Raw genomic sequence first — 19,121 nt, 5'->3', positions numbered from 1 at the left:
GTCCTGTTCAATACCTATGCGTACCCTGGGCCACTACTCGGCAATCAGCATGCGCCGGTGCACGCCGGGCAGCCAGGTTGCCAGCCAACTGCCGCGTCCGGCAGCATGCAATGTTTCATTGCACAATTTCTCGGCCAGCGCCTGCACCCCGCGCACATACACGTCGCGCTCGGCGTCCTGGTGCAGCAGGCGGCCCTGGTTGGTGCACACCATCAATGCCAGGGCCCGGTCGGGCAGCGTGCCCACCAGTTCCAGCTGGAACCGCTCGGCGATTTGCTGGGCAGTCATGCCGTAGCGCTCGTCATAGCGGTTGACCACCAGGCCCAGCGAACTGCGCTCTACATGGCGCCGTTCCAGGTCCTGCAGCACACCGGACAACGCCACCAGCGAACTTACGCTCTGGTCGGTGACGATCCAGTTGGTGTGCGAACTGCGCGCCAGGCCCGCCACGAAATCCATATTGGAAAACCCGCCGGTGTCGGTCACCATCAGGCCGAAGTGCTGGCGCATCCGCTCGAACACCAGCAGCGAATCGGACTGCGACATGTGGTTCATCTGCGCCGGATCGCGCGGCAGCGCCATCACGCTGAGCCCGTCGCGGGTATGCGCCATGGCGGAACCCAGCAGGGTGGCATCGAGCCGCTGCAGGTTGCGCGCGGCCTCGGCAAGATCAAAATCGCCAGCCACGTTCACGTACAACTGCGCGTCGCCGATGGGCCAACCCAGGTCCAGCAAGGCCACGCGCGAGCCCAACGGCAACATGGCGGCGCTGTCGGCCGGCTTGCGCGCGCCATTGGCATCGGATTGCGCCAGCACGTAACGGTCCTGGACGATGCCGGACAGATGGGCAGCCAGCGTGCTGGTGCCGACCCCGCCCCGCGCGCCGATCAGCAGCACATCGCGGCGCGAACCGCCCTCGCCGCCGCCGAAGGCGGGCATGTCCAGCAAGCGCTGCACTACCTCGCGCACTTCCTGCGGTGCCACCGACGGATCGACAAAATCGGTCACCCCGGCGCGCAGCGCGGCGATCGCCCCTTCGGGTTGGCCCAGCAAGCCCACGGCCACCCGTGGAATGTTGGGCGCCACGCGCGCCAGAGTGCGGGCCAGGTCGGCCGAACGCAGCAGCTTGCCAGGGTCGCTGCTCGCCAGCGTGAAATCCAGGAAGATGATCTTGGGATCGATATCGGCCAGCCTGCGTCCCAGTTGCTCGACCGACGGGGACTCTTGCGTCAACACCCCCATGGGCCCCAGCGCCTCGACCAGTTGTGCGGCCACGCCATCGCCTTGCGAGCAAAAGAGAAACCGGATACCGCTTTGCAGCCCCGCCAGTTCTGTGGAATACGCCTTCATGTGCTTCACCGCGAAAAGCCCGGCACTTGCTGGCCGCCGGCCGGCCCCATCAAGTAATAGCCCCAGGCGTTGGTCAGCGAGTCGGGTCGTTCCTGGCGGTCGCCAGGCAGGGGCAGCGCCACGCCGCGCGCGATCGGCCGCACCAGGCGTGGCGTCACCACAATGACCAGTTCGCGCTCTTCTTGCGAATATTCGATACCGCGGAAGAACGCACCGATGATGGGCAATTCGCCCAGGAACGGCACTTTGTTCACCGACGCCTTGGTCTGGCGCGAGACCAGGCCGCTGATGATGAAGCTTTCACCATCACCCAGCTCGACCATGGTGTCGGCGCGGCGCGTGCGCAACGCCGGGATCAGCGTGGCGGTCTCGCCGTTCAGGATAGGGATGCCGTTGACGTAATCCAGTTCGCTGGCCTCGGGCGCCACCTTCAACGCGATGCGATCGCGCGACAATACCGTGGGCGTCACCGTCAGCCCGATACCGAAGGGCTTGAACACCACGTTCTGCGTGCCCAGGCCGCCCGACTCGGGAATGGGAATCTCGCCGCCCGCCAGGAAGCTGGCGCTTTGGCCGCTCAGCGCCACCAGCGTGGGCTCGGCCAGTATCCGGGCCATGCCGTTGGTTTGCAGCAGGCGCAGCGTGGCGCCGAAATTATTGGAATCGAACAACAGGTTGAAACCGTCGCTGAGCAAGCCGCGGCCGGCAAGAGAGCCGGGAATGGAAAACCCATCCGGCGAGGTTCTTGCCCCGAACCCCCAGCCGCCGGCGCTGCCCGCCATCGACAGGCCGACCTGCTTCATCACCGAACGCGACAGTTCGACGACCTTGACTTCGACCTGCACCACGCCGCCGGTGCCGGCCGTGGCCACGTCGATCACCTTGTCCTTGCCCACGGTGGCCGCTGCGGCCGCCACCGAGTTCTGGTGCGACAACGCCGAAGACGCCTGGCCCGACACCAAGGCATGGGAGCCGGCCACGTCCACCTCGGCACCACCGGCCTGGCCGCGGCGGGCCAGTTCGGCCGGCACCGCACCTATTACGCGCACTGTCCAGGTCATGGGGGTGCGGCTATCGCGGGCCCAGACCTGCACCTGGGTCGTACCGGCCTGCTTGCCGATCAACATGACGGCAGCCGGACGGCCGGCCGCCGCGGGCAGTATCTTCACATCGGCCACGTCGGGGTCGCCGACGGCGATGCGGGTAGGAGTGCCGGGCAAAGGCAGCAATTGCTGCCCCTTGGCCGGCAAGGAAATTTCCTGGACGGCGGCTGGCGCGGCAGCCACCGGCGCAGGCTGGGCGGGCCGTGCCTGGCCTGCCGCGGGTGCGCCGTAGAAAGCGCCGGCCACGGCCAGCGCAGAGCAGATCAGGAAGGCGCGCATACGGGTTTTCATCCGAGTCGACATAGAAGATTGATAGCCGGGTGATATCGGGGCAGGCATCGTCAATAAGGCACGCGCTGTGCGCTGTCGCCACGCAGGACTTCGATGGAACGGCCGCCGCCCGGACCCGATCCGCCGCCACCAGAGCGCCTGACCGGCTGCGGCGCAGGGCCATCCAGTTGTGCCAGGCTGTCGCCGGCAAAAGCGCGGTTGGGGCCGTCCGCGAGCGCGGCACGCTGCTCGGCGCTCAAGCCGGCACGGGCTGCCATGACCGGTTGCCGTGGCGCGAACAGGTTGCGATCCGGCAAGGTTTCGTCATCGGGTGCTCGCAGCGCCAATTGCAGGCGGCCGGAGCGGCTGGCCAGCAGCAATTCGTTGACGCGGTCCACCGGCACCGCCAACAGCGCCGAACGCGCCGGCGGCGTCGCCGCCGGGCGCTGCACCGCGGGCTTGTCGGCCTCGACCGGCGGGCCGTCGATCGATTGCGCGCCATAGGCCAGCACGCGCACGCGCGACTGCAGCAGGCGCACCTGGCTGCCCTGCACTTCCTGGCCCTTTTCAAGGGAGAAGAACACATCCACCAGGTCGCCCGGCGTGACGCGATTGCCCGCCCCCACGATTTCGTCGACGGGAACGGCCACCGCGCGCTCGCCGGCGTGCAACTGGCGCGCCAGGCCTTGCGCCAGCATCTGGTTGGTGACCGGCTCGCCGGCCGCAATGTCCAGCCGCACCACCTCGCCCACCAAGTCTTCCGGCTTGGCGTAGCCCTGGCTCAATGCCAGCGGCCATTGCTGCACTTTCAGCATGTCGGCGTCCAGGCGCGTGCCGGCCTGAAGCGCCTTGGAGGCCAGCACGACCGGATAGCTGGCCTGCGGCACGGCGGGTTCCACGGGTGCCGGCGCGACGGCAACCGGCGCGGCAGCGGGCTGCGGCGCGGGCCGGCTGGCCAGGTAGTAGGCCAGCGCTGCCAGGACAATACCTGCCACCAGCAAGACGGCGGCGAGAATCTTACTTACGCCGGTCATAGCGGCTCCTGTGTGATTTGAATGGTGGCACGGGACCTCAGCGTCGACGGGACCAGGCGGTCGCCTTTTGCACCACTGACCCACCCGAGCAAGTTCTGGAAGGATTGCAGCAAGGGCCACTGCGCCACGTCATAGCGCAGCACCACATCCATGCACCCCACTGCCGCACCGTCTGCACCTGTCCATGTGCAAGGGGTCAGCGTGCCGGTGCGGTTGCATTCGACTTTGGTGCCCGGGCCGAACACACTCACGGCCGCATCGCACGCCACCGCCTGTATATCGGCCTGGCCCGCGTACCGGGCCTGCAACCCGGCGCGCGCGCCTTCACCGGCGGCGGCCGAGAGTTGTTGTTGCGCCCAGAAGATGGCGCCATAGCCCACGATGGCCAGCAAGATCAGCAGCAACACCGTGAGCACCATCGCGAACTCGATGGCCGCCACGCCGCGCTGGCGCTGGACGCTGCCGTTCAACTTTGAAGACTGCCTGCCTGCCATGTCATGCTCCCCCGTTGACAGCCAGGTCGCTCAAGCGCACAGAGGCCCGGGCCTGCAATTGGGCGGGCACCATGGCGCCATCGATCAAGGGAAGGCTGGGAATCAACGGGAATGCCCCGTACGGATAGCTGACGATGACCTCGATCTGGTCGTTCGCCAGCGTCTGGCCGCTGCACGCGGCTCCTTCGGTGACACTCAAGGGGCCGGAACTGCCGCACACCGCCACACCCAGCTGGGCGCCGGATACATTCGTGATCCAGTCGGCTTGCTGCAGCGCGACGCCGCGAGCGGCATCGGCACGCAACTGCATATGATTGGCGCCCACTTGCCATTGCAGCGCCTTGCGGGCGGCATCCTGCGCAGCCAGGTTCAAAGACTGCTGCGCGGTAAAAATCATTCCAAACATCATGATGCCGTACAGCACGATGAAGAACGCTACGAAGACCATCGCGAACTCAAGAGCGTATACGCCACGCTGAGTGCGCCCATGGCCAGATAGGCGGCGTACGGGACCTTGCGCAGTTTTGCGGAAGGAACCCACCAGTGCGCGACGATCCAGTACAACGCCGCATGCATGCCCGCCAGCAGGCTGCCCACCGCCAAGACCAAGGCCAGGCGGACCGGCCCGAAGGCCAGGCCATAGACCGCAATGACCTTGACGTCGCCCGCACCCATTGCACGGCACATCCACAGCGGCACGAACAACAGCGCCACCAGGAAACCCAGCAACGCCATGCCCCATCCCGGCCAGAGCGGAGAGTATTGCCATCCCATGCCCGCTGCCGCGGCGATCGCCCACAAAACCTGCAGGCAAGCGGCAGCGGCCACCAACACATTGGGAATCCGCCGGTGCCGCCAATCGGCGAGCACCAGCATCAGACTCCACAGGATGAACAACACCCACCACAACGATTCCCCTAGGGACAACACACCCACCTTTGTGCAATAGCGGTATCAGCCTTCAGCGCCGCCGCCAGCGAGACCATTCAATTTGGTGGTGATGGTGTCGAAAAAGCCTTCCAGCCCGGTCGTCAACGACACAACAACTGCTCCCAAACCCGCCACCAGCAGCGCCGCCAGAATCGCGTACTCGAGCGTGGTCACGCCCTCTTCATCGTTCCAGAACCGCAAAAGTTGCTCTTTCATTTCTCTCTCTCCATGCACTTGCATGTCCATACCACCCCGGCGGACGCCGCACCATTGCGGCGGCTCGCCACCCGCCCCGGCACCGCCGGGGTTCTACCCACGCCCCAGCGTTCCCGTGGATGTATCGCCCACGGGAACGGCTGCGGCGTTGGATCCGATCAGCGCATCGACGCGCCGCGCCAACTTCTGGCGAAAGCGCAGCGATGAGCGGTGCAATTGCCAGCGCAGCAGCACCAGCGTGGCAATCGACAGGCCGAACACCAGGTACGGCAGCGAGGCGCCGCCGATCTGCAGGCCGGTGAAGCCACGCGGCGTGGTGCACACCATGGCGCCCGCGGCGGCCGCGGTGTAGTGCATGCCACAGACGGCCACGGCCATGACGGTGGCCGCCAGCGCACGCTGCCAAGTGGTCTGCACATGAAAGGCCAGCCACAGCGCCGCGGTGGCTGCCACCACGGCGATCAATACGGACAGCACGATCAGCGGCAGGCTCCACTGGAACAAGGCCGGGATGCGCATGGCCGCGATGCCTACGTAATGCATGGCGGCGATGCCCAGGCCGGCCACCACGCCTGCGGCGATGCAGCGCCCCACTGAAAAGCGGGCGCGGGCCACATACCACAGGGCCGCGCCGGAACACAGCACGGCCAGCAAGAAGCTCAGCAAGGTCAGCCACACCTGGTAGCCGGCCTCGAACGGCATCGACTGCGCCTGCATGCCGATGAAGTGCATGCTCCAGATGCCTATCCCACCCAGCGATACCGCCGCAATACCCACATAAGGCAGCCAGGACTGGCCGTCGGCCACGGCCGCGCGGATATGCGCTGCTGCCGTCAAGGCCACATAGGCGCCGTAAGCCGCGATCAGAAAAGACAAGATCACCAAGCCGGCGCCAAACGACAAGGGGACGATTTCACCTGGGGTCATGAACGCTTCCGCTCAACAGCTACGCTGGCAAGGAGCCCCGCGATCGCAGTCTCATAAAAATAGTCAGGAAACCAACTCAATCAAATTGTTTGCACAACGTGCAAAATAGTCTCAACTAATAACAACAAAATAGCATTAGGGTTATTACGTAATTTATTTTTATATTTCCGACTATCCTAACTTATCTGCACAATAAGTCCACATAGTGACTAAAAACACCAACAAAATGCAGCATAAACGTTACATTTCGGCAAAATTTGCGCATATGAACTATATGGATGTCTAGTTTTTGTATATTTTTATTACTACACTAGCCGCAAATATTTAGCCGTATGGCAACATAAAGAACTTTTAGTATTTATTTTGTTTCATTTGGCGGACACCGGCACTGTTACGCGGGCGCCACACTCTGCTGATAGCGGCCTATGACAGTTTCCCTGCGCACCGGTGTTTTCGTCTCTTTTTCGCTGCTGGCCGCCCTGGCTGCGCCCAGCAGTCGGGCCGAAGGGCCGTTACGCGGCAACCCGGTGGACGCCCTGCCCCGCATCCAGACGCCCGCCAACACAGGCGCCCCGCAGCCACAACCGACCTTGCAGGCGCCCACGCCCGAGCAGCAGGCCGTTCAGGCACGCCTGGCACAGCGCATCGTGCCGCGAAACTTCGATGTGTCGGGCGTGCGCACGCTGCCCTTTGACGAGGTGTCGGCCCTGCTGGCGCCGCTGGCAGGCAAGGAAACCACGGTCGGCGAATTGGCGGCCGAAGTGAACAAGATCACGGCGCTGTACCGTGATCGTGGCTACCCGCTGTCGTTCGCGCTGCTGCAGAACCAGTCGTTCGCCAACGGGCTGGTCGCCGTCACCGTGGTCGAGGGTTACATCGGCAACGTACGGATCGATGGCGATATCGGCAACGCCCGCGACCGCCTGGAAAGCCTGGCCGCCCCGCTGACCGAAGAAAAGCCGCTGACGCAGCCGACCCTGGAACGCGTGTTGAACCTGATGCGCACCGTGCCGGGCGTACAGTTCCAGCCCAGCCTGGATTTGCCGCGCCGCGCCGATGGCGCCACGGAACTGGTGCTGGCTGCCACGCGGCGTCCGGTCACGGCCAATGGCGGCGTGGCCGACCTGGGCACTGGCATGCAGCCATTGGTGAACGTGGCCAGCAACAGCCTGACGCCCCTGGGCGAACAGGTGAAGCTGACCAGCAGCATTCCCCTGAACAGCGACGACGTGCGCTATATCGCCGCCGAGATCACCGTGCCGCTGGGCTCGGACGGTCTGGCACTGCATGTCGATGCCCACCATTACCAGTCACGGCCCCAGGACGATGCGGTCGAGCGCCTGGGCTATGACCGCGAAGTCACCAATAACCGCGTGGCCGTGGGCCTGAGCTACCCGCTGCTGCTGAACAACCGGCGCTCGCTGACGGCCACGGCGGGCGTATATGCCGTCAATGCCAAAGACCGCTATGAAGGGCGCAGCAACAACTACTGGCTGCAACAAGACGTGGATGTGCGCGCGGCGACAGCCGAATTGCGCTATCGCGACGTGCTGCCCAGCCGTTCCACCGAAATCGGCCTGGGTGTCTCGCAGGGTTTCAACGCCGCGGGCGCGGACAAGACGGTCGACACCAACTACGGCTACACGGGCGTACCCGACGTCAGCCTGAATTTCACCCGCTACAACCTGGACTTGCGGCAGACTTTTTCCCTGCCCGCGCAGTTCGGGCTGGTGCTCAGCGGCGCCGGGCAATACACCGACGATGTGCTGCCCAGTTCCGAACAGGTTTCGTACGGCAGTTGGCGCTTCGGGATGGGCTATCCGCAAGGCGAAAAAAGCGGCGACAAGGGTGTGGGCGTGTCGGCCGAGATCAACCGCAGATTCGGCGTCGGCTGGAAATACCTGAACAGCGTGCAGCCATATGCCATCGTCGACTATGCGCGCACCTGGTACAACAACCGGACTGTGCAGGACAATAATCCGGGACACCTTTCCTCGGTGGGTCTGGGCATGCGCTTCACGGACGACAAGTTCTACTTGTTCGACGTGAATGTGGCCAAGCCCGTGGGTTCGCGCACCGTCGACGACGGCAACCGCGACCTGCGCTTCAACGCCAACTATTCACTGTTCTACGACTTGTTCTAAGTTGCGCGAGGCCGCCGCAACGTTACGTAACATCGCCCGTAACGTAACGCTGATACCCATGAAACCGTAACATTCGCACGATGGGCAACGTCCCAAATTTAAGATCTTCCCGTTAACGGAAAGTCCTCAACTTTGCTTTCAGGCACTGATTTATAAAACAAAATTCATAAAGAAGCGGCTTATTTTCCAGCGGTTTCCAGGTGCTTCAAAAAGTTGGCATGGATTGTGCTTCAAGGGGCATAACCGGCGCATATGACGCCGACTCGTCCCCCACAGGAGTGCAATCATGGCTGCGAATTATTCCAATGTACGTCGCGTTCAACGCGTCCTGGTCAGAACGGCCGTCACGGCCGCGCTGGCCGCGGCCCTTGCCGCTTGCGGCGGCGGCGGTGGTTCCAAGCACGCCTCGAATAACCCTGGCGGCAATCCCGGCGGTGGCGGTGGCGGTGGCGGCGACAACAACCCGCCGCCGTCGCCCCTGCCGGCTGGCCTGCTTGAAACCACGCTGGGCAATACGGGCTCGGCAGTCGACAACGTGGCGCCGCTGGACCTGGGCGGCGCGCTGGGCGGCATCGGCAAGGCGCTCGACCCGACCCTGGCGCCGGTAGTCGACACGGCCACGGGCCTGACTCAACAAGTTGGCGCGGCTACCGGCCTGGGTGCGCCGGTTGACGGCGTGTTGACGCAAGTCGGCGGCGCGGTCAGCAATCTGGGCGACACCGTGTCGGGCACCGGCCTGCCCGGCGGCCTGGGTACCGGCGTCGGCGGCCTGGTCAGCGGCCTGGGCGACACGGTCGCCAGCGCGGGCGGCCTGCTCAACGCCAACCCCGACAATCCCCAACCCTTGACCACCGTGCTGGGCAATGCCACCAATGCGGTTGGCGCGCTGACCGGTGCGTTGGGCGGCGAAGGCGGCCTGCTCAATCCGGTGACTGGCGTACTGGGCGGCCTGACCGCTGGCCTGGGTGGGGGCAACACCCAGCCCATCCTGGAGCCGACCCTGGCCAACGTGGGCTCGACCGTGGACAACGTACTGCCGCTGGGCCTGAATCCCGCTCTGGGCGGCGTGGGCAAGAGCCTGGACGGCGTGGTCAGCCCGGTCGCGGGCCAGGTTACCAACCTGACGCAGCAAGTCGGCGCGGCCACCGGCCTGGGCGCGCCCGTTGCCGGCCTGCTGACCAGCGTCGGCGGCACGCTGGCCGGCGTGAACGGCCAATTGCCCGATGGCACCCCGCTCAACGGCGTGCTCAGCAACCTGGGCAACGCGGTTGCCAGCCTGGGGGGTGTCGTGCATGCCACTTCCGGCAACCCGAATCCGTTGGGCGCCACGCTGGGTAGCGCCACGGCGGCGGTCGCGTCGCTGACCGGCGGCTTGGGCGGCCTGGGCGGCCTGGGCGGCACGGGTGGCGAAGGCGGCCTGCTGTCTCCCGTAACCGGCTTGCTGGGTGGCCTGGGTGGCGGAACCGGTGCCAATGGCGGCCTGCTGGCCCCGGTAACGGGCCTGGTCAACGGCCTGACGGGCGGCTTGGGCGGCGGCGGCTCGGGCAATGGCGGCAGCGGTGGCGCCAACGGCGGCCTGCTGGCCCCGGTGACGGGCTTGCTGGCCGGCGTGACCGGCGGGCTGGGCGGTGGTGCCGACAATAGCGCCGGCGGCCCGCTCGCTCCTGTCACGGGCCTGCTTACCGGCCTGACAGGCGGACTGGGCGGTGCGGGCGCGGGCGGTGGCTCGGGCGGCGGCAGCACCGGTGGCGCCAATGGCGGCCTGCTCGGTGGCTTGCTGGGCGGCCTGACCGGCGGCCTGGGCGGCGTTGCCAAGTAAACCCGATAGGCGGACAACGGAGCGTGAACCCATGTTGCACCTGGATTCTGCGATGCACCTTCGCCGCCCTCCTGCATCAGTTTCCGAAAGCGATGAGACGCGGCCTGGCATGATAGATGACATCGCACTGATGCTCGGGCGGCAATTCGCTGCCTACACGGCAGCCTGCCAGGCCGCCTTGTCCGAAAAGATGGGAATTGCGCTGGTCGACCTCAAGGCGCTGGACTTGGTACTCGAGTTCGACTCTTTGCCCACCGGCCAGCTGGCGCAATTGATGGGCATCAGCCCGGGCGGCGCCACCGCGCTCATCAACCGGCTGGAAGCAGCCGGCTATGTCGAGCGCGGCCGCCATCCGCTGGACCGCCGAATCATCGTGATCCGGCCGGTCGATGAGCAGTGCCGTGCACTGCTGGTTGAACGCCATGCCATCGCGCGCGAAGTCACGCTGTTGTCGCGCAACTTCGACACGTCGCAATTGGAGACCGTGCATAGTTTCCTGGCCCAATGCCTGAAGGCCTTGCGGCACGACACTCGGGTATGGCTGGAAACCCGTCACGTGCAAGGGCTGGACGATTGAGCCTGGCGGTGCGCCGAGGCAGCTCAGCGCACCGGCCCGAACGCCAGCCGGGGTACCGCCGCCAGCAGGCGGCGGGTCATTTCGTGCCGCGGCGCATGCAGCACGGCATCGGCCTCGCCATCTTCGACAATACGCCCGTCGTGCATGATCGCGATGCGATCTGCCAGGTATTCCACCACGCCGAAATTGTGCGTGATGAACAGATACGCAATACCCAGTTCGGCCTGCAGCTCACGCAGCAGGTCGAGAATCTGTGCCTGCACGGATACGTCCAGCGCCGAGGTGGGCTCGTCGCACACCAACACCTTGGGCTCTACTGCCAGGGCGCGCGCAATGGCAATGCGCTGGCGCTGGCCGCCGGAAAACTCATGCGGATAGCGGCTGATGGTGTCTTCGGGCAGGCCGACCCGCTGCAGCAGGTAGCGGGTGCGATCGCGCCTGGCGGCTTCGCCCAGGTCGGGCCGCAGCGAGGCGATGCCTTCGTCCAGGATGTCGCCCACCCGCATGCGGGGATTCAGCGACGCGTACGGATCCTGGAACACGATCTGGATATCTTGCCGAAGGCGGCGCAATTCACGGCGGCCGGCACCCAGCAAGTCTTGGCCATGCAGTTGCGCGCGCCCCCGCACCTTGGCGCCCTCTACCAGCCGCAGCAGGGCCTTGCCGGTGGTGGTCTTGCCGCAGCCCGATTCACCCAGCAAGGCCAGTGTCTCGCCCGCGCGCAAGGAAAAAGTCACGCCGTTGACGGCCTGCACCCATGAATCGATGCGCCGCAGCAGGCCCTTGCGCACCGGGTAGTGAACCAGCAAATCCTGTACGTCCAGCACGACTTCGCCTGGCGGCACGGGCACGACCGGCGCCGCAGCCGGAGCGGCCGCCGCCGCCGCCGCGGCCTGGCCGCCAGCCAAGGGCCGGCCACGCTTCCCGTAGGTGGGAATGGCGTCGAACAACTGGCGCGCATAGGGATGGCGCGGCGTTTCGAAAAACACATCGGCCGGCGCGCTTTCCACGATTTCGCCGCCGCGCATCAAGGCCACATGCCTGGCCACGTTGCGCACCACGGCCAGGTCGTGGGTGATCAGCAAGATAGCCATGCCCATCTCGCGCTGGATATCGGCCAGCAGGTCCAGCACCTGCGCCTGCACCGTCACATCCAGCGCGGTGGTGGGCTCGTCGGCGATCAGCAAGGCCGGTTCGGCGGCCAGCGCGATGGCGATCATGACCCGCTGCTTCTGGCCGCCCGAAAACTGGAATGGATAGTCGTCGATGCGCCGCTCGGGCTCGGGTATGCCCACGCGGCGCAGCCAGTCGATGGCCCGCGCACGCGCGGCGGCGCCGCGCAGCGGGGTATGCGCGGTCAGGGTTTCCAGGATCTGGGCGCCCACCCGCATGACCGGATTGAGGCTGGTGGCAGGTTCCTGGAAGATGATGCCGATACGGCCGCCGCGCACGCCGCGCATCGCGCTTTCGGGCAACAGGTTCAAGTCCTGGCCGTCCAGCGCGATCTGGCCGCCCACGATGCGGCCGGCGTCGGGCAGCAAGCGCAGCAAGGCCAGGGCCGTCATGCTCTTGCCGCAGCCCGACTCGCCCACCAGCGCGAAGGTTTCGCCGCGCTCGATGGCCAGTTGCAGGCGCTTGACCGCGTGGGTCAGGCCGGTATCGCCGGCAATGGCCACATCCAGGCCATCCACCCTTAACAGCGCATGATCGGAGCGGCTCATCGCGGGGCTCCGGTCTCGGCCGTGGCAGGCGCCACGCCTTCGGCCAGCCGGCCGGGCCGGTAGTGACGCGCACGCGGATCGAAGGCCTCGCGCACCGCGTCGGCAAACAGGTTGGCCGCCAGCACCAGGGCCAGCATGAACACGAAGGCGGTCAGCAGGTTCCACCACACCATCGGGTCGCGCGACATTTCCAGGCGTGCGCTGTCGATCATGGAGCCGAACGAATTCATGCTGGGATCGACGCCAATGCCCAGATAGGACAGCACCGCCTCGTAGAGCACCAGCCCGGAAAATTCCAGCACGGCGGTAATCAGCACGATGTGCATCACATTGGGCAGCAAGTGGCGGCGCATGATGTGCCAGTTCGATACGCCGAAGGCGCGCGCGGCTTGCACGTATTCGAGCTCGCGCAGTTTCAGGGTTTCGGCGCGCAGCAACCGGCACAGGCCGGACCAGCCGGTCAGGCCCAGGATCATGCACAGCAGGAACAAGCGCAAGTCGGCGCGCGCGGCCGACGTGTCGAACAGGTCTGGATGGGTGTCGATATACACCTGCATCATCAGCGCGCAGGCCGCCACCAGCAGCACGCCGGGAATCGAGGTAAGCGTGGTGTACAGGTACTGGATGGCGTCGTCGACCCTGCCCTTGAAATAGCCGGCCGCGATGCCGAAGCCGATGGCCGGCGGCAGCATGGCCACGGTGGTCAGGCTGCCGATGACCAGCGCCGTGCGCACGCTTTTCAGGGCTTGCCACAGGACATCGTTGCCGGTGCGGTCGGTGCCGAACACGTGGTAGCCGCTGGCCAGGCCGGCCACCGCCCCCACGGTCAGGCACAGCAAGGCATAGGTAATCCATATGGCGCGCCAGGGCACATCGGTACGCCTGCGCGCCACATCTGACAGCGCGCGCCGCCAGCCGCCGCGCGCGCGCGCCTGCGCGGCGCACAGCAGCACCCCGCCCGCCAGCGCGGCGGCGGCACCGCCGGCCAGCCCCCAGGCCAGGCGCTGCAACACGTCGCCCAGCAATTGGGTGTCGGGCTCATCCAGATGGGCGCCGCCGCTGCGCAAGCGGGGAAAATCGCGCACGGGATGGCCCTCGATGAGCTCGGTTTCCTTGGTGAACTGGCGCGCGGCCAATGGCGCGGAATAGGTTTTCTCGGGGCTGGCCAGCACCGAGCCGGCCAGCAGGCTGTCCAGGGCCGACTGAACCGCCGGGGCATAGATGGGCGGCGCGTCGGCCGCCGCGCCAGGCGCGGGCGGCAATTGCGGCCGGAAGTGGATCGAATCCAGCAGCCCCACCGCCACGAACGCGGCCAGCACGACGGCCGAACACATGGCCGGCGCATCGCGGCCCACCCGGCCCCAGGTGACGCGCAAGGTGGGGCTTGCGCGCACGCGCCAGATGTAGCCCAGTACCGCTGCCACCAGCAGGAACAGCGCGATATCCGTCCACAAGAATACGAACTTGGGCATGGCGGTTACTCGAAGCGCACGCGGGGGTCAGCCAGCGTGTATGAAATATCGGCCAGGATCAGCCCCACGATATACAGGGCCGACCCCAGGAACACCATGGCGCGCACGATGGAGAAATCTTGCGAGTTGATGGCATCGATGGTGTAGCTGCCCAGCCCGGGAATGCCGAAGAACGATTCGGCGATCAGGCTGCCCATGAACAACAGCGGCAGGGCCGAGACCGTGCCGGTAAGGATGGGCAGCATGGCATTGCGCAGCACGTGGCGAAACAGCACGACACGCTCGGCCAGCCCCTTGGCGCGCGCCGTGCGCACGTAGTCTTTGCCGACCTCTTCCAGGAACAGCGCCCGATAGAACCGGGCTTCGGGCCCCAGGCGCGACACGATCGCCACCAGCACCGGCAGCGCCAGGAACTTGACGGCGTCCAGGCCGCCCGCAAAGCCCGAATAGGGCACCAGCCGCAGCACCTTGGAGAACAGCCACTGGCCCGCGATGATGTAGAACAGGCTGGATATCGACAGCAATATCACGCACAGCACCACGCCCCAGAAGTCGAGCCGGGTAGCCCGGAAATACACCAGCAGCAGCGAGAACGCCACGCTGGCGAACAGGCCCAGGAAGAACGTGGGAATGGCCAGCGCCAGGCTGGGGCCCATGCGCATGCGGATCTCGCGGCCGATGTCGTGCCCGGCATCCGAAGACCCGAATTCCAGCGCCAGCAAAGGCACCGAACGCTGGTAGAACACCGTCTCGGTCAGCCGCTGCGTGCCCTGGGCCTGAGTATTGAGGAACAGCGGCTTATCGTAGCCATGTTCGACTTTCCAGCGTTCGATGGCTTCCGGGCTGACCCGCTGCCCGCCGATCGCCAGGCGCGCCATGTCGTCAGGCGTGTTGACGGCAAAAAACAGGATGAAAGTGAACAGATTCACGCCGATCAGGATCAGCACCCCGTACAGTAGGCGACGGATGACGTAGCCGGTCATGGCTGTTCCTTTTTGGGCGGCGCGGCCCGGACGCTGGCGCCGAAGGCGGTTTGCCGCTCACGCCGTTTCAGCGCCACATACGACGGCCAGATCGCCAGCGCCAGCACGATGGCCAGCAGCACCAGCGGCCACCACCGCGGTGTGTTCCATTCATGCACCTTGCTGACCCGCAGGCCAGGGTCGATCTTCACATACTGCAAGGTGTTGCGCACCATCTGGGTAGGCTTGGCATTGCCCACCCACTGCTGGTAGGCACCGCCCGACATGGGAAAGTAGCCGAACATCCAGGGGGCATCGCGCTGCACGATGGCCACCATGCGGGCGATGACGGCTTCTTTCTCGGGGCCGTCATCCAGGAACTTCATCTGTTCGAACAAGCGGTCGAACTCGGGGTTGTCGTAGTTGGCGGCATTCTCGCCACCCTGCTTGGCCTTGCCATTGGGGCCGTACAGCAAGAACAGGAAGTTCTCGGCATCGGGATAATCGGCCACCCAGCCCCAATAGAAGATTTGCGCGGTACCGCGGCGCATCTTGTCCTGGAAGCGGCTGTAGTCGGTAGAGCGCACATCCATCTGGATGCCGATCTTGGCCAACTGGCGGCGCATCCAGTCGAACTGCGGATTCGAGCCGCCGCCGGTCATGGCGTCGTAGTACAGCACCAGGGGCGCGCCGGTCTCGGCATTGCGCCCATTGGGATAGCCGGCCTCGGCCAGCAATTGCCGGGCAATATCGAGCGACTTGCGCCGGGGCTGCCCATCGACCAGGTCGTACACCACCGGGTTCATGCCCGCGGGCGGCTCGCGATAGCCCAGCACGCCCGGCGGCACCGGACCATGCGCCACCATGGCCTGGCTGTTCTCGAACACGGCCACGTATTCTTCCCAATTGAAGGCAATGCTGATGGCCTGGCGCAGCTTGCGGTTCTTTTCCTGCTGCTCGGGGGTATCGCCGCGGCCCACCACCGGGTCCAGCCAGTTGAAACCCATGTACCAGCTCGAGGTTTCGACGGCAGTGGGCAACTGGATGCCGTGGTCGCGGTAGAGCTCGGCCTTGTCGGCGGAATCGCCGGCCGCCACCAGCATGGCCACGCCATATTCGCCGCGCTCGACCTGCGGCACGTCGTAATAGCCCTGCATGAACTTGCCGGTCAGGGGCACGGCCTCTTTCTCGACGCTGAACACCACGCGGTCGACGAAGGGCGTGGGCTTGCCGCAGTCTTGCAGCAGGCCCGCGGCACGGTCGGCCGGCTCGCCTTCGCAGGGATACGGTTCGCCGCGGAAGTTGGGGTTGCGCGCCAGCACATGCCGGCTGTTCTGCAGCGATTCGGCCAGCATGTAGGGGCCGGTGCCCACCGGCCAGGTGTTCAGCGACAAATCGTGGCCCGCCATGCCGGCCTGGCTGTAGAAGCGGTCCGCTTCCCAGGGTATGGGCGCGGTGAACGTCATGGCCAGCCAGTACTTGAACTGCGGGTACTTGCCCTTGATGCGGATGCGCAAGGTATGCGGGTCCAGCGCCTGTACGCCGTCGAAGCCGTCGTCTTCGCGCAGGTCCAGCCAGGGCAGGTCGCGCTGGCCGAACGGCAGGCCGCGCCGCAGTTCGGCATCGCGCTCGAGCAGGCGCTTGCCGTAGTCCTGCATGCCCACGACATAGTCGGCCATCAGCGAATAAATGGGCGAGGCCACGCGCGGGCTGGCCAGGCGGCGCAGGGCATAAACGTAATCGTCTGCCGTCAGTTCGCGCGTGCCCGTCTTGGGAAAGTCGGGCACGTAGAACTTGTCGTCGAGTTCACCGGGTCGCAGCGGAAAGTAGCTGTAGCCGCCATCGGCCTCGCGTGCAAAGGCCGGATGCGGCTGGAACAGGATGCCGGGGCGGATCGGGATGTCGTAGACACTTTCGGCGATCTGTTCGCCGGGCGTGTCCGGGGGCAGTTCGTTGCCCTGCGCGTCAAGGTAGCGCGGCTGCGAGATAGCGGCCGCGGCGCGCGGGATCAGCTCGTACGGCCGCTTCAGGTACTGGTAGCCGTACAGCGGCTCGTAGATGTTGTAGGTGTACGGGGTTTCGTCGGTGGAATACGAGCGCGCCGGGTCCAGGTACTTGGGCGAACGCTTGACGAAAGCCGTATACAGCGTGTTTTCGGCCAGGGCGCCGGTCTCGTAGGGACTGTTGATGGGGTCCCGGGTACAGCCGGCCAGCGCCAGCGCCGACACCAGCACCGCCATCGAGATCCGCCGCAGCCATGCACCCATAAAGCCGTTTCCGTGTAGTTATCCCGCATCGAGCCCGCCGCACAGCATAGCAAAGGCCGCGTACCCCATTCAGCCTGCCGGGCCGGGGGACCCGCGTTGGACAGGCCGCTAGCAGCGCTGGTTCCGCCAGCATTCGTAACGCCACTTCCAGGGCTCGGTGGCGCCGGCCTGCCCCCACAGGCCGCTGCCGGCCTGGCGGGCCTGCCGCTGCAGCTCGGGCATGGCCTTGTCGCGCAGGTAATCGCCGCGCCGCGCGGTATAGGCCCAGGCATAGCCGGCCGCCACCTGGGCCCGGTTGGCCGAACTGCCGTCGGGCAGGATCAGCGCACATACCTCGCGCTGGAATTGATCTTGCTCGTAGCATTGCGCGGTCAGCGTCTTGCCGCCAACCAGCTGCTCGAGGTACCGCTGGGAGGCCTGGGCATAGGGCTGGCCGGGCTCTTGCGCACTGTGGCCGGCCTCGGGGGCATCGATGCTGTCCAGGCGGATGCGGTGCTGGCCCCCGCCCACGCGCAAGGTCACGGTATCGCCGTCGGCCACTTTGGTCACTGTCCCGGCCAGGGTGTAGCGGCCGGCGGGCACGCCATCGGGGGCCCGGGTGGCGGCCGGTGCCGAGGGGCTGGCCGGCGGAGCCGCCGGCGGCGCGTCGCGCCCGCCCTGGAACCAGTGCACCAGCGCGGCGGCCAGGGCCACGCCCAGCACACCGCCCAGCCTGCGGCCAAGACGGCCGAACGAAATCTGCCTGCGCAAGATAGTGTCCCGGAAGAGGAAATTGGCGTGCAGTGTGCCACAGCCAGGGCGGTGCCTACAGCCAGCCCGCCTTGCGAAAGCGCCAGTACAGCACTCCGCACACCGTGGCGATACAGGCCAGCGTGGCCGGATAGCCCCAGTGGGTTTTCAGTTCGGGCATGAATTCGAAGTTCATGCCATAAATACCCGCCACCGCGGTGGGCACCGCCAGGATGGCTGCCCAGGCCGCCAGCCGGCGGGTGATGTCGTTCTGCTGCGACTGCGAGATCATCAGGCTGGCTTCAAAGGCAAACGCCAGGGCTTCGCGCAAGCCGCTGATCAGTTCGTCCACACGCAGCACGCGGTCGGCCACCACCGAAAAGTAGGGGCGCGCGTCGGCATCGACCGATGACATATCCATGGTGGCCAGCCGGCGGCAGATCTCGGCCAGCGGCGCGATCACCGTATGAATGCGCAGCAGGTCGCGGCGCCGCCGGTACAGCTTGCGGATATCGGAATCCTTGGCACCGCGGATCAACAGTTTTTGTTCGGCCGATTCCACCACGCTTTCCAGGTGGCCGGCGGCTGCCACGTAATGGTCGATCAGCAGGTCGAGCAATTCCGAGGCCACGTAGTCGCTTCCGCGCCTGAGCAGGTCGGGCGCGGATTCCAGGCGCTCACGCAGCACGCTGTAATTGGTCGTGGCGCCGCGCCGCACCGTCAGCAGGAAACCGCGGCCGATCAGGATCTGGGTTTCACCGAAAGACGGCCGGCCCTGGTCGATTTCGACGGTAATGGCCACCACCAGCACGCAATGGCCGAAGTCGATGATCTTGGGCCGGCGGTGCGGCTCGAGCATTTCGTCGCGGGTCTTGGGCCGGATGCCCAGGTCGTCGGCCACCTGCTGCAGCAGTTCGCTGCGGGGGTTGCGCAGCCCGATCCACAACAGGTTTTCGTCTTGGCAGGTGTATGACTTGATGTCTTCAAGAGGCACGTCATGCGACCGCCTGCCCTGCACATACGCCACCGACGCCACCACCTCGCTTTCCGGCTGCGGCGGGACGGGTTGATCTTGCGGCATGCATGCCTCCGCTCATGTCGCGCCC

At 65.9% G+C, this 19,121-nt stretch carries 17 protein-coding genes; 3 read left to right on the top strand and 14 right to left on the bottom strand.

Annotated features, from left to right (window positions below):
• Positions 1-33 precede the first annotated feature (33 nt).
• The 8 genes from KW845_RS27045 to KW845_RS27015 all read right to left on the bottom strand — a co-directional run bounded on the left by KW845_RS27045 (position 34) and on the right by KW845_RS27015 (position 6,324).
• A complete protein-coding gene (locus tag KW845_RS27045) occupies positions 34-1,359 on the bottom strand; it encodes a pilus assembly protein CpaE (protein ID WP_218372488.1) in 1,326 nt (441 codons plus the stop codon).
• Positions 1,356-2,732 carry a type II and III secretion system protein family protein gene (locus KW845_RS27040; RefSeq protein WP_255592970.1) on the bottom strand — a complete coding sequence of 459 codons (1,377 nt, stop codon included), beginning with the start codon at positions 2,730-2,732 and terminating at the stop codon, positions 1,356-1,358. The genes KW845_RS27045 and KW845_RS27040 overlap by 4 nt, the downstream gene beginning before the upstream one ends.
• Positions 2,733-2,794: 62 nt before the next feature.
• Complete coding sequence (gene cpaB / locus KW845_RS27035; RefSeq protein ID WP_218372486.1) at positions 2,795-3,757, bottom strand: Flp pilus assembly protein CpaB; 963 nt, start codon at positions 3,755-3,757, stop codon at positions 2,795-2,797.
• The gene (locus tag KW845_RS27030; protein WP_218372485.1) at positions 3,754-4,251 is read right to left on the bottom strand and encodes a TadE/TadG family type IV pilus assembly protein; all 498 of its coding nucleotides are present in this window, start codon (positions 4,249-4,251) and stop codon (positions 3,754-3,756) included. The genes cpaB and KW845_RS27030 overlap by 4 nt, the downstream gene beginning before the upstream one ends.
• A gap of 1 nt (position 4,252) precedes the next feature.
• Positions 4,253-4,699: a TadE/TadG family type IV pilus assembly protein gene (locus KW845_RS29570; RefSeq protein WP_255592969.1), complete on the bottom strand. Its 447-nt coding sequence runs from the start codon at positions 4,697-4,699 to the stop codon at positions 4,253-4,255.
• A complete protein-coding gene (locus KW845_RS29565; protein WP_255592968.1) occupies positions 4,687-5,178 on the bottom strand; it encodes a prepilin peptidase in 492 nt (163 codons plus the stop codon). The genes KW845_RS29570 and KW845_RS29565 overlap by 13 nt, the downstream gene beginning before the upstream one ends.
• A 27-nt stretch (positions 5,179-5,205) precedes the next feature.
• Positions 5,206-5,397 carry a Flp family type IVb pilin gene (locus KW845_RS27020; protein WP_218372484.1) on the bottom strand — a complete coding sequence of 64 codons (192 nt, stop codon included), beginning with the start codon at positions 5,395-5,397 and terminating at the stop codon, positions 5,206-5,208.
• A 93-nt stretch (positions 5,398-5,490) separates the two neighbouring features.
• Positions 5,491-6,324 carry an MHYT domain-containing protein gene (locus KW845_RS27015; protein WP_218372483.1) on the bottom strand — a complete coding sequence of 278 codons (834 nt, stop codon included), beginning with the start codon at positions 6,322-6,324 and terminating at the stop codon, positions 5,491-5,493.
• Positions 6,325-6,749: 425 nt separating this feature from the next.
• Between KW845_RS27015 and KW845_RS27010 the strand changes: the two genes are divergently transcribed.
• From KW845_RS27010 to KW845_RS27000, 3 genes are all read left to right on the top strand, one after another.
• On the top strand, positions 6,750-8,468 hold the full coding sequence (locus tag KW845_RS27010; RefSeq protein ID WP_218372482.1) for a ShlB/FhaC/HecB family hemolysin secretion/activation protein: 1,719 nt from the start codon (positions 6,750-6,752) through the stop codon (positions 8,466-8,468).
• 286 nt (positions 8,469-8,754) lie between these two features.
• Entirely contained in the window at positions 8,755-10,287 is a 1,533-nt protein-coding gene (locus tag KW845_RS27005; protein ID WP_218372481.1) for a collagen-like triple helix repeat-containing protein, read from the top strand.
• Positions 10,288-10,318: 31 nt separating this feature from the next.
• Positions 10,319-10,864, top strand: coding sequence for a MarR family transcriptional regulator (locus KW845_RS27000; protein WP_218372480.1), 546 nt, complete (start codon positions 10,319-10,321; stop codon positions 10,862-10,864).
• A 23-nt stretch (positions 10,865-10,887) separates the two neighbouring features.
• Here the strand turns inward: KW845_RS27000 and KW845_RS26995 are convergent, their stop codons facing one another.
• The 6 genes from KW845_RS26995 to KW845_RS26970 all read right to left on the bottom strand — a co-directional run bounded on the left by KW845_RS26995 (position 10,888) and on the right by KW845_RS26970 (position 19,096).
• Positions 10,888-12,585, bottom strand: coding sequence for an ABC transporter ATP-binding protein (locus tag KW845_RS26995; RefSeq protein ID WP_218372479.1), 1,698 nt, complete (start codon positions 12,583-12,585; stop codon positions 10,888-10,890).
• Positions 12,582-14,057 carry an ABC transporter permease gene (locus KW845_RS26990; protein ID WP_218372478.1) on the bottom strand — a complete coding sequence of 492 codons (1,476 nt, stop codon included), beginning with the start codon at positions 14,055-14,057 and terminating at the stop codon, positions 12,582-12,584. The genes KW845_RS26995 and KW845_RS26990 overlap by 4 nt, the downstream gene beginning before the upstream one ends.
• A 5-nt stretch (positions 14,058-14,062) precedes the next feature.
• Positions 14,063-15,040: an ABC transporter permease gene (locus KW845_RS26985; RefSeq protein ID WP_218372477.1), complete on the bottom strand. Its 978-nt coding sequence runs from the start codon at positions 15,038-15,040 to the stop codon at positions 14,063-14,065.
• Positions 15,037-17,286, bottom strand: coding sequence for an ABC transporter substrate-binding protein (locus KW845_RS26980; protein WP_218372476.1), 2,250 nt, complete (start codon positions 17,284-17,286; stop codon positions 15,037-15,039). The genes KW845_RS26985 and KW845_RS26980 overlap by 4 nt, the downstream gene beginning before the upstream one ends.
• 108 nt (positions 17,287-17,394) lie before the next feature.
• Positions 17,395-18,039, bottom strand: coding sequence for a thermonuclease family protein (locus KW845_RS26975; RefSeq protein ID WP_218372563.1), 645 nt, complete (start codon positions 18,037-18,039; stop codon positions 17,395-17,397).
• Between the two features lie 52 nt (positions 18,040-18,091).
• A complete protein-coding gene (locus KW845_RS26970) occupies positions 18,092-19,096 on the bottom strand; it encodes a magnesium and cobalt transport protein CorA (protein WP_218372475.1) in 1,005 nt (334 codons plus the stop codon).
• Between the last annotated feature and the right edge of the window lie 25 nt (positions 19,097-19,121).

The organism is Bordetella sp. BOR01, assembly GCF_019218885.1.
Lineage (GTDB): Bacteria > Pseudomonadota > Gammaproteobacteria > Burkholderiales > Burkholderiaceae_B > Bordetella_A.
The sequence above is the reverse complement of the archived record's forward strand: the minus strand, read 5'-3'. Positions and strand labels throughout refer to the sequence as shown.

Bases quoted from the DNA above. Each gene is read 5' to 3' on its own strand.
- KW845_RS27040 (WP_255592970.1), bottom strand. From the start codon at position 2,732: ATGCGCGCCTTCCTGATCTGCTCTGCGCTGGCCGTGGCCGGCGCTTTC.
- cpaB (WP_218372486.1), bottom strand. From the start codon at position 3,757: ATGACCGGCGTAAGTAAGATTCTCGCCGCCGTCTTGCTGGTGGCAGGT.
- KW845_RS27030 (WP_218372485.1), bottom strand. From the start codon at position 4,251: ATGGCAGGCAGGCAGTCTTCAAAGTTGAACGGCAGCGTCCAGCGCCAG.
- KW845_RS29570 (WP_255592969.1), bottom strand. From the start codon at position 4,699: ATGGTCTTCGTAGCGTTCTTCATCGTGCTGTACGGCATCATGATGTTT.
- KW845_RS27020 (WP_218372484.1), bottom strand. From the start codon at position 5,397: ATGAAAGAGCAACTTTTGCGGTTCTGGAACGATGAAGAGGGCGTGACC.
- KW845_RS27015 (WP_218372483.1), bottom strand. From the start codon at position 6,324: ATGACCCCAGGTGAAATCGTCCCCTTGTCGTTTGGCGCCGGCTTGGTG.
- KW845_RS27010 (WP_218372482.1), top strand. From the start codon at position 6,750: ATGACAGTTTCCCTGCGCACCGGTGTTTTCGTCTCTTTTTCGCTGCTG.
- KW845_RS27005 (WP_218372481.1), top strand. From the start codon at position 8,755: ATGGCTGCGAATTATTCCAATGTACGTCGCGTTCAACGCGTCCTGGTC.
- KW845_RS27000 (WP_218372480.1), top strand. From the start codon at position 10,319: ATGTTGCACCTGGATTCTGCGATGCACCTTCGCCGCCCTCCTGCATCA.
- KW845_RS26995 (WP_218372479.1), bottom strand. From the start codon at position 12,585: ATGAGCCGCTCCGATCATGCGCTGTTAAGGGTGGATGGCCTGGATGTG.
- KW845_RS26990 (WP_218372478.1), bottom strand. From the start codon at position 14,057: ATGCCCAAGTTCGTATTCTTGTGGACGGATATCGCGCTGTTCCTGCTG.
- KW845_RS26985 (WP_218372477.1), bottom strand. From the start codon at position 15,040: ATGACCGGCTACGTCATCCGTCGCCTACTGTACGGGGTGCTGATCCTG.
- KW845_RS26980 (WP_218372476.1), bottom strand. From the start codon at position 17,286: ATGGGTGCATGGCTGCGGCGGATCTCGATGGCGGTGCTGGTGTCGGCG.
- KW845_RS26970 (WP_218372475.1), bottom strand. From the start codon at position 19,096: ATGCCGCAAGATCAACCCGTCCCGCCGCAGCCGGAAAGCGAGGTGGTG.